The following is a 7,919-nucleotide window of genomic DNA, read 5'->3' on the forward strand; positions in this document are numbered from 1 at the left end:
GCGGCACACATCCAAAATGTGTTCGATGTCTGAAACCTGCTCCGCCGTTGGCTCTAGCTTGAATTCCCACGTCAGGTTTAGCATGAAACTATCTTAGCTTAGAAAATAAATATTTGTTTCCTAGGCTTAAGCGAACTACTCCCTCCCGTCGCTTCACCACCCCCCAAGCCCTCGGCTATGGGCGGAGCACTGCGACGGATCTTGGTAGAGTACCCTCGTCTGCGCCCGAAAATAGACCCTCCTCAACGTCCGAGGGCGTGCAGTCGTTCGATGCGGTCGGCACAGTCTTGGGTGAAGGCTTGTAAGGTCTCGCGATCGCGGTTTTCTGGAGGGGCGATCGCCTCGCCGATGCGGACGGTGACGGGAACGGGTCTGGGAATTTTCGATCCCGACGGAAAGATATCTTGGGTTCCCCAAAGAGAAACGGGCAGAACGGGAGCTTGGGCTTTGGCGGCGATGAGGGCAGCCCCGAGTTGGGGATGGGGGATTTTTCCGTCGCGCGTGCGCGTTCCCGATAAAAATATCCCCGTCGCCCAGCCGTTTTCGAGATAGTCGAGGGCTTGGCGGATGGCTTGGCGATCGACCGCTTTTCGTTTGACGGGATACGCGCCGTACAGTTGGATCGCCTGTTTGAAGACGGGAATTGAAAATAGTTCTTCTTTGGCCATGAACGCCACCGGACGCCGGACGCTACAGGCGACGATGGGCGGGTCGAAGAAGCTGGCGTGGTTGCTGGCCACGACGACCGGCCCGCTTTTGGGGACGTTTTCAATGCCGAATACTCGCCCGCGAAAGTAGCCGTGCAACATCGGGCTGACCACCGACCATTTGAAGAGGTGGTACAGGGCAAGACTAATGCCAGGTTCGCGGTTTCGACCCATGTTCGATTGCTGGATTGGATGGATAGGTTTGACAGGAAATTTGACGAAATGCTGTTAACAGTTTATACAAAAATCAGTGCAATTCAATTGTTTTTTTCGATCGATCCAATTGTATTGAAAGCATATAGCAACCCTAAATCAGTATCGGGAACGGGGAACGGGGAACGGGGAATCAGATTTTTTCTGGCGTTTTAATTTTTGACGACTCATTTGAAACTGCTATATCTATTTTTTGAACGATCGGCTTTTTCGATCTTTGATAATTATATTTAATTTTTTAAATTCTCGATTTAAACAAATGAATTTCAAATCAAATAATGCCATTTTTTGGGTCTTTTTCGCATTTTTTAACGAAGTTATGACTGACGCAGTTCGACCGAAATTACACTAAATGGAAAGGTCGGTGGGCATTGCCCACCCTACAAATGGTGTAGATGCGTAACTGCATTTTTTAACGAAGTTATACGGAATTTGTTGCCGATAAGCTGAGTTTCAAGAAGTCTTCACCACATCCCCCCTTAGCCCCCCTTTCAAAGGAGGGTTGAGGGGATAGAGGGGCTTTTCGGATCGAACTAAACCAGTATTTGAATTTTGTAGGTCGAACGCTCAAAAAAGATTAAGGCGTCAGAATTTAGGATTTAAAACACTTAAATTTTAGCGATCGCCTTAATCTAAAAAATTAAACTGGGTGGAAAATATCCACCCTAGAATCGACAAAAATCTCGAAAAAAATGATTTAGCTTCGACCGTTTAACTGTTCGAGCGTTCCGACATTTTCTAACGTTAAATCCGTACAAGTACGACCGATCAATCCCGTCAGCACTTTCCCCGGTCCCACTTCGACGACGCGCTCGATCCCCTCATCAGGAAGACGGAGGGAAATTTCCCGCCAGCGAACCGGCCCCGTCATTTGCTGCTGTAGGCGAGATTTCAGAGCGTCGGCTTGCGTTTCGGGGGTCGGTTCGACGTTCGACAACAGAGGAACCGTCGCGTCCGAAAATCCCACCGGTTCGAGAACAGTGTCGAAGGCTCGTGCGGCTTTTTCCATCAGCGGCGAGTGGAACGCACCAGATACATCGAGACGAACCGAGCGGCGGACTTTCACCTTCGATAATACCGTTTCGATCGCCTCGGAAGTTCCCGAAACCACCACCTGAAGCGGACTGTTATCGTTAGCCAGAACCACGCCGTCCGTTTCGGCGATCGCCGCGTCTAACTGTTCGCGATCGAACTTCATCAAAGCGACCATCGACCCTTCTGCGGCCTCGTCCATCAATTCCGCACGGCGTTTGACCAACTTCAACCCCGTCTCGAAATCGATCGCGCCAGCGGCGTACAACGCCACGTATTCCCCCAAACTGTGACCGGCGACGGCGTCGGGTCGTTCTCCCCGCTCCCGCAACAAATCCACGAGAATACATTCGATCGTATACAAACAAGGTTGAGTGTACAGAGTTTGCGATAAATTGTCGCCCGTGCGACAGTTTTCGAGTACCGACCAACCTAAAATCGACTCAGCTTGCTGGAATTTTTCAGCAGCCACTGGCAGTTCGGCTAAATCGACCCCCATTCCTGTCGTTTGAGAGCCTTGTCCTGGAAATACCCAAGCTGTTTTCATCGTCACTACTTCAAATTTTTCTAATTAACGTTCGCTCGACGAAAGCCCGTTCGCTCTGGCCGACCTGTTCGACAGAACCTACACTCGAACTCTCGTCCGGTCGAGCATCTTACAACATCCGGGACGAACCCCGATCTCGACGCCCGTTAAACCGCGCTCGCTCGCCCCTAAGCCGCTCCACCCCATTTCACAATTGCCGCCCCCCAGGTCAACCCCGCTCCAAAGCCCGAGGCGGCGATCGTGTCGCCGGTCTGAATTTGGTGCGATCGCACAGCTTCGTCGAGAGCCAGTGGAATCGACGCAGCCGACGTATTTCCGTAGCGAGCCAAATTGCTAATCACCTTCTCGCTCGGAACGTTCAACCGCTTGGCCACGGCATCTAAGATACGTTGGTTCGCCTGGTGAAGCAACAACCAATCGAGATCTTCATTGGTCAAGTTCGCTCGGAACAGGGCTTTTTCGATCGCTTCAGGAACTTTCTTCACCGCAAACTTATAGATCTCTTGGCCGTTCATCGCAATGCGGCTGTAGTTCCCCTGGCTGACCTCGAGATTCTCGACCAGAGCGTGCGATCGATGACTGTAATCCAGCGTCAGACAACCGTTTTGCGCGCCGTTACTCCGCAACTCAAACCCCAACAGTCCGTCGTCCTCGGGTGAAGTCCTTTGCAACACGACAGCACCCGCACCGTCCCCAAACAACACGCAAGTCCGGCGATCCGACCAATCGACCCAACGCGACAAAATATCGGCACCGATCAACACGGCGTTACGATAAACCCCCGTCCGCAAAAACTGCGCGACCGTCACCAATCCAAACACGAATCCCGAACAAGCCGCAGTCAAATCGAAGGCGACCGCTTGCGGTGCGCCGATACGGTGTTGGACGCGACTGGCACTTCCGAAAAGATCGTCTGGCGTCGAGGTCGCGAGGACGACCAAATCCACCTCCGACGGACTCAAACCGGCCATCTCCAACGCCTCCTGAGCGGCAGCCGCCGCGAGTTCGGACAGAGACATCTCTGGACTGGCCAAACGCCGTTGGCGAATTCCCGTGCGCGTCGAAATCCACTCGTCCGAGGTCTCTACGATCTGGCTTAACGTATCGTTGTCTAATCTCGTGTTTGGGGTCGACCCACCACTACCCGTAATTGCAATACCTAATGTCGTCATCTGTTACTCGATCTGTATGTTGTATCCCTCACCGTCCTCGCTTCGGGGTCGAACTTTAGGCGAGAAAGAACTGCGTTCTGCCAGCAAAACCGAAGACTCGGCCGTCGTGCCAGTTCTTTTTCGGGCAAAGTCTCCGACAAACCTCACGTCGAGTCCGTTTACTGTTCGACGAGGTGATTTTCTTGAATGCGTTCGATCGCGCGGTTGTTTACCGCGTTTTTCGCCAAGCGAACGGCGTTGAAAATCGTCATGGCGTGAGAGCTACCGTGACCGATCACGCAGATTCCGTTGACGCCTAGGAGTAAACCCCCACCGTGTTCGACGTAGTCGATGCGCTGTTTGAGCCGTTTGAGGTTGGGGACGATATGAGAGAGATCGCGATCGTCGAGATCCCGCAGCAACTCTTCTTGACACAATTGCAACAACACGTTGCCGATCGCTTCGGCAAATTTCAACAGAACGTTCCCGACAAAACCGTCGCAAACGATGACGTCGAAATTACCCGAGAGGATGTCGCGACCTTCGGCGTTCCCCACGAAGGGAATGCGAGGGTTGTCGGCCAGCATTTGATACGTACGAACGGCGAGATCGTTGCCTTTGGAGGCTTCTTCGCCAATATTGAGCAAACCGACTTTCGGATCGGGGCGTCCGAGGACGCATTGACTGTAAATCGTGCCGAGAAGGGCGAACTGTTCGAGATATTTGGGGCGGCAATCGACGATCGCACCGACGTCTAAAATCAGTACGGATTTGCTGGGGTCCATTGTGGGAAACACCGCACCGATGGCCGGGCGATCGATGCCGGGGAGTCGCCCCAGGCGCAAGAGAGCCGAGGCCATCGACGCACCGGAATGTCCGGCGGACACGACAGCATCGGCTTGTCCTTGTTTGACCAACTCCATGGCAACGTTGACGGATGCTTTGGGCTTGCGCTTAATCCCCGTTAACGCCTCTTCGTGCATTTCGACGACCCCATCTGCGGGGATAATCTGGATATTGGAAGATAGATCTTGTCGTTCTAGGGATGCTTCGATCGTTTCGGGATCGCCGACGAGCAGAACGTCCACGTCGAGTTCGTCGTGCGCTCGCAGCGCCCCAGAAACGATTTCATCGGGGGCATAGTCTCCGCCCATCGCATCTACTGCAATCCTTGCCCTGTTCAATGCCATCGATCGAATCTTGTATAAGCCTCCCAAATTTTACCAGACCACTCCAACTGCAATGAGAAACTGGATTGAAAACGACCGTTGGCACATCCGACGGAGGTGGAAAAAATGCTGAGTTTGGTGGCGTCGGGAGCGGTAGCGCTCTGGTTAGAAACGACGGGAACGACGCTGCCCCCTCCGCGATCGCTCTCGCCGTTGTTGGAAGCACCCGGACTGGCGTTCTCGACTGACACAGACCCACCCGCCCAGCAGCTCGTCGATCGCTATGTACGACGTCTCTCGTCTCGAGGATTCGCCCCCGAGAATCAGGGACTTTGGCTCCAAGCGGGAACTCGCGTCCTTGCATCCCATCGCGGTACGGTTCCCCTACCGGCTGCGTCGATTACGAAGGTCGCTACGTCTCTTGTCGCTTTGGAAACTTGGGGCGGCGATCGCACTTTCGAGACGGCTTTTTATGGCACGGGAACCCTCGAGAACGGAACTCTCGATGGCGATCTGGCGATCGCGGGAGGGGGCGATCCGATGTTCGTGTGGGAAGATGCGATCGCGGTGGCGATCGAGTTACAACGGCAGGGAATTCAACGAGTCTCGGGGGATCTCAGGGTTAGCCCGACGTTCTCGATGAATTTTAAAGACGACCCGATCGCTGCTGGAACCCTTCTCGAACGGGCCTTCGACGCGCGACAGTGGACGCCGGATCTCGAAAACGCCTACAAGCGTTTATCGGCGAACTCTGCCCAACCATTTCCCAAACCGCAGTTAGATATTCTCGGGGAAGTCCGCTCGGCAGACGACAACCCGTCCGTCGGGAGATTGCTACACCGGCATCGATCGCGACCGCTGCTGACCCTTTTGAAGCAGATGAACGTGTACAGCAACAACGTCATGGCTGAAACGTTGGCGACTCAGTTGGGGGGTGGGGCGACGGTCGCTCGTCGGGCCGCACGCTTGGCAGGGGTTCCCCCAACAGAAATCCAACTCGTCAACGGTTCGGGGTTGGGACAGGACAACCGCATTTCGCCGAGGGCGGCTTGCGCCCTCTTCGCCGCAATTCAGCGTCGGTTAGCTGCGGACGGTCGGACGGTTGCCGATGTGTTTCCCGTTTCCGGCCGCGATGGGGGAACTCTCGAAGACCGGCGGATTCCGAAAGGGGCGATCGTAAAAACAGGGACGTTGTGGAACGTTAGCGCCCTTGCGGGGGCAATTCCGACCCGCGATCTCGGTTTGGTCTGGTTCGCAGCGATCGATGGCGGCGAAGATTACGTCATCCCGTTCCGACGCGCTCAAGACGAGTTTCTCGATCGCCTCGTGGCGCAATATGGCGATGAGATGATGTGATGATGTGATGGGGACATTGCCTCATCTCGCTTCGTTATCAATTGTTAACTGTCAACGATCGATTATTGAACTGTGTTTCGAGGAATTGTTTGGATTGTTTGCTTCTGGTGGCTGTGGATGCCGATGGCGATCGCTGGGGAGTTGGGCGATCGCGCGGCACAGTTTCCGAACTGGCAGGGGAAACCCCCCGTCCGTATGGCAAAAGGGGATTTGATTTATCCGCAGTGGATGGCTGGAACGTGGGACGTAACGAGTACGCTGGTCGAAACGATCGCACCGTTAGCCCCGGACATCGTTACGCCAGGATACGAGGTCAACCGTCGCTATTTGGATCGATCGCTCCAGTTTCAGGTGCGCTTTCAGCCACAGTCGCCGTCTGAGTCAGGTTTGAATTCCGATGGTGAGTCCGACGCTCCCATTGTCGCCGATCGCGCCTTCAACGGCGAAAGTATCGCTCGCGCGTATTTAGGCCCCGACAGCGAGGTGTCCGTTCGCGTCGATCCCGACAACCCCAACCGCCAAATTACGCGGATTCCGCCGAAACGCCAGTTAGTGTCGGTGGTGCGAGGCCGAAACAGCGAACGTCTGAATCCCGACCGCTTTGTGGCGACGGAAGTGGCGTATCAAGTCTTTCGCACGCGGCCACAAATCTATCTGAACGAGGTGGAAACCACGACGGTTTACTATCGCACGTCGCCGACTCGGATCGAGTCCGACCAAATGACCGCGATCTATTTGTCTCCGAAAGACCCGAATTATTTTCGGGCGAACGGTCGTCCGGTCGCTCTGTACCGCTATCGCTTGCAACTCGATCGCTCGACCGACAACGTATCGTGAATTTCGTTACGAGGTGATGGACTGTTCGATCTCTCGTTTTCGTCTCTTCTGCGATCGTACCCTTAACCTAAAATTACAAAAACTGCAACGATCGCGATCGCTGTGGTATTGTAAGGTCGATCTAATTTTCTAACGATCGAACTCACGTTGGAGAGATGGAGTAAATCACAGAAATCCTTCACTCGATTAATCACAATTAGAAGTGTCTTCTCCGGGTCATATCTTAGAATGCATAAATCTACGATCGAGCGAACGATGCTCATCCCCGGAGCGATCGGCGAAATGCTCGTGTCGGCCCGAACGACTGGAAAAATTGCAGTTGCCGATCGGTACGGGTTACGTGCAGCTATTTTGGACGATACGCTCTCTGAAGAAGAAAGACGGGCAATCGACCGATTGCTGCGGGCTATTCTCAAGGGCAAAGTCAAAGTTGAAAACGAGTTATCTGTTATTTGCTAGACTGCTGAGAAAACAAGAATTCTTGGCAGTCTTAAATCGCTATTTGTTTTGGCTTTGACGAATTTTTGAATTTTTAACTGTTCGCCCCTAAACGTGAAATGGAGGGTAGTTTTACAGTGGAAATTCATGCTTGAATTCGAGACGCACTGTCGGTCATCAAAAGTGTAGAAAGTGGAGTCGAATTTTCGGTTTCGCTGAGACCCCTTGCTGGCGAGAACGAACTGCTCGAAGAATTGACGCGCTCGAGTCAATTCTTTACGAAACAGTCGAGAAGTGTGTCTCGATCTGAAAATTGAATAAAAATCCACTGAGAGGGTGACAAGGTAGACGGAAGCCAGACGGGACAATTGTTTGAGAGAATAGAGGAGTCCCAAAAAAGAGGGTGGCGTTTGCGGCCACCCCAACAAAAAAATGCTACCGACATTCTACCAAGATTTTCTGCGTATCC

At 53.4% G+C, this 7,919-nt stretch carries 7 protein-coding genes and 1 pseudogene; 3 read left to right on the top strand and 5 right to left on the bottom strand.

What is annotated here, in order from left to right; all coding sequences use genetic code 11:
• The 5 genes and pseudogenes from POG22_RS17930 to plsX form a co-directional block, all read right to left on the bottom strand.
• Positions 1-84: pseudogene (locus POG22_RS17930) on the bottom strand (RNA-guided endonuclease TnpB family protein); the annotation flags it as partial.
• Between the two features lie 158 nt (positions 85-242).
• Entirely contained in the window at positions 243-881 is a 639-nt protein-coding gene (locus tag POG22_RS17935; RefSeq protein ID WP_017659595.1) for a lysophospholipid acyltransferase family protein, read from the bottom strand.
• 736 nt (positions 882-1,617) lie between these two features.
• Positions 1,618-2,499: an ACP S-malonyltransferase gene (gene fabD / locus POG22_RS17940; RefSeq protein WP_498906686.1), complete on the bottom strand. Its 882-nt coding sequence runs from the start codon at positions 2,497-2,499 to the stop codon at positions 1,618-1,620.
• A gap of 167 nt (positions 2,500-2,666) precedes the next feature.
• The gene (locus tag POG22_RS17945; RefSeq protein WP_017659592.1) at positions 2,667-3,671 is read right to left on the bottom strand and encodes a beta-ketoacyl-ACP synthase III; all 1,005 of its coding nucleotides are present in this window, start codon (positions 3,669-3,671) and stop codon (positions 2,667-2,669) included.
• A gap of 158 nt (positions 3,672-3,829) precedes the next feature.
• Entirely contained in the window at positions 3,830-4,840 is a 1,011-nt protein-coding gene (plsX, locus tag POG22_RS17950) for a phosphate acyltransferase PlsX (RefSeq protein WP_498906687.1), read from the bottom strand.
• A 78-nt stretch (positions 4,841-4,918) separates the two neighbouring features.
• Here plsX and POG22_RS17955 point away from each other — a divergent pair, with 78 nt between their 5' ends.
• From POG22_RS17955 to POG22_RS17965, 3 genes are all read left to right on the top strand, one after another.
• Positions 4,919-6,175: a D-alanyl-D-alanine carboxypeptidase gene (locus POG22_RS17955; protein WP_498906688.1), complete on the top strand. Its 1,257-nt coding sequence runs from the start codon at positions 4,919-4,921 to the stop codon at positions 6,173-6,175.
• A 72-nt stretch (positions 6,176-6,247) separates the two neighbouring features.
• Positions 6,248-7,012 (top strand): DUF6816 family protein, encoded by a 765-nt coding sequence (locus POG22_RS17960; protein ID WP_498906689.1) that lies wholly within the window; start codon positions 6,248-6,250, stop codon positions 7,010-7,012.
• A 228-nt stretch (positions 7,013-7,240) separates the two neighbouring features.
• Positions 7,241-7,471 carry a hypothetical protein gene (locus tag POG22_RS17965; protein WP_498906690.1) on the top strand — a complete coding sequence of 77 codons (231 nt, stop codon included), beginning with the start codon at positions 7,241-7,243 and terminating at the stop codon, positions 7,469-7,471.
• Positions 7,472-7,919 lie beyond the last annotated feature (448 nt).

The organism is Geitlerinema sp. CS-897 (assembly GCF_028368005.1).
GTDB classification, from domain to species: domain Bacteria; phylum Cyanobacteriota; class Cyanobacteriia; order Cyanobacteriales; family Geitlerinemataceae; genus Baaleninema; species Baaleninema simplex.

Coding starts and splice junctions, on each gene's coding strand:
- POG22_RS17935 (WP_017659595.1), bottom strand. CDS start 881: ATGGGTCGAAACCGCGAACCTGGCATTAGTCTTGCCCTGTACCACCTC.
- fabD (WP_498906686.1), bottom strand. CDS start 2,499: ATGAAAACAGCTTGGGTATTTCCAGGACAAGGCTCTCAAACGACAGGA.
- POG22_RS17945 (WP_017659592.1), bottom strand. CDS start 3,671: ATGACGACATTAGGTATTGCAATTACGGGTAGTGGTGGGTCGACCCCA.
- plsX (WP_498906687.1), bottom strand. CDS start 4,840: ATGGCATTGAACAGGGCAAGGATTGCAGTAGATGCGATGGGCGGAGAC.
- POG22_RS17965 (WP_498906690.1), top strand. CDS start 7,241: ATGCATAAATCTACGATCGAGCGAACGATGCTCATCCCCGGAGCGATC.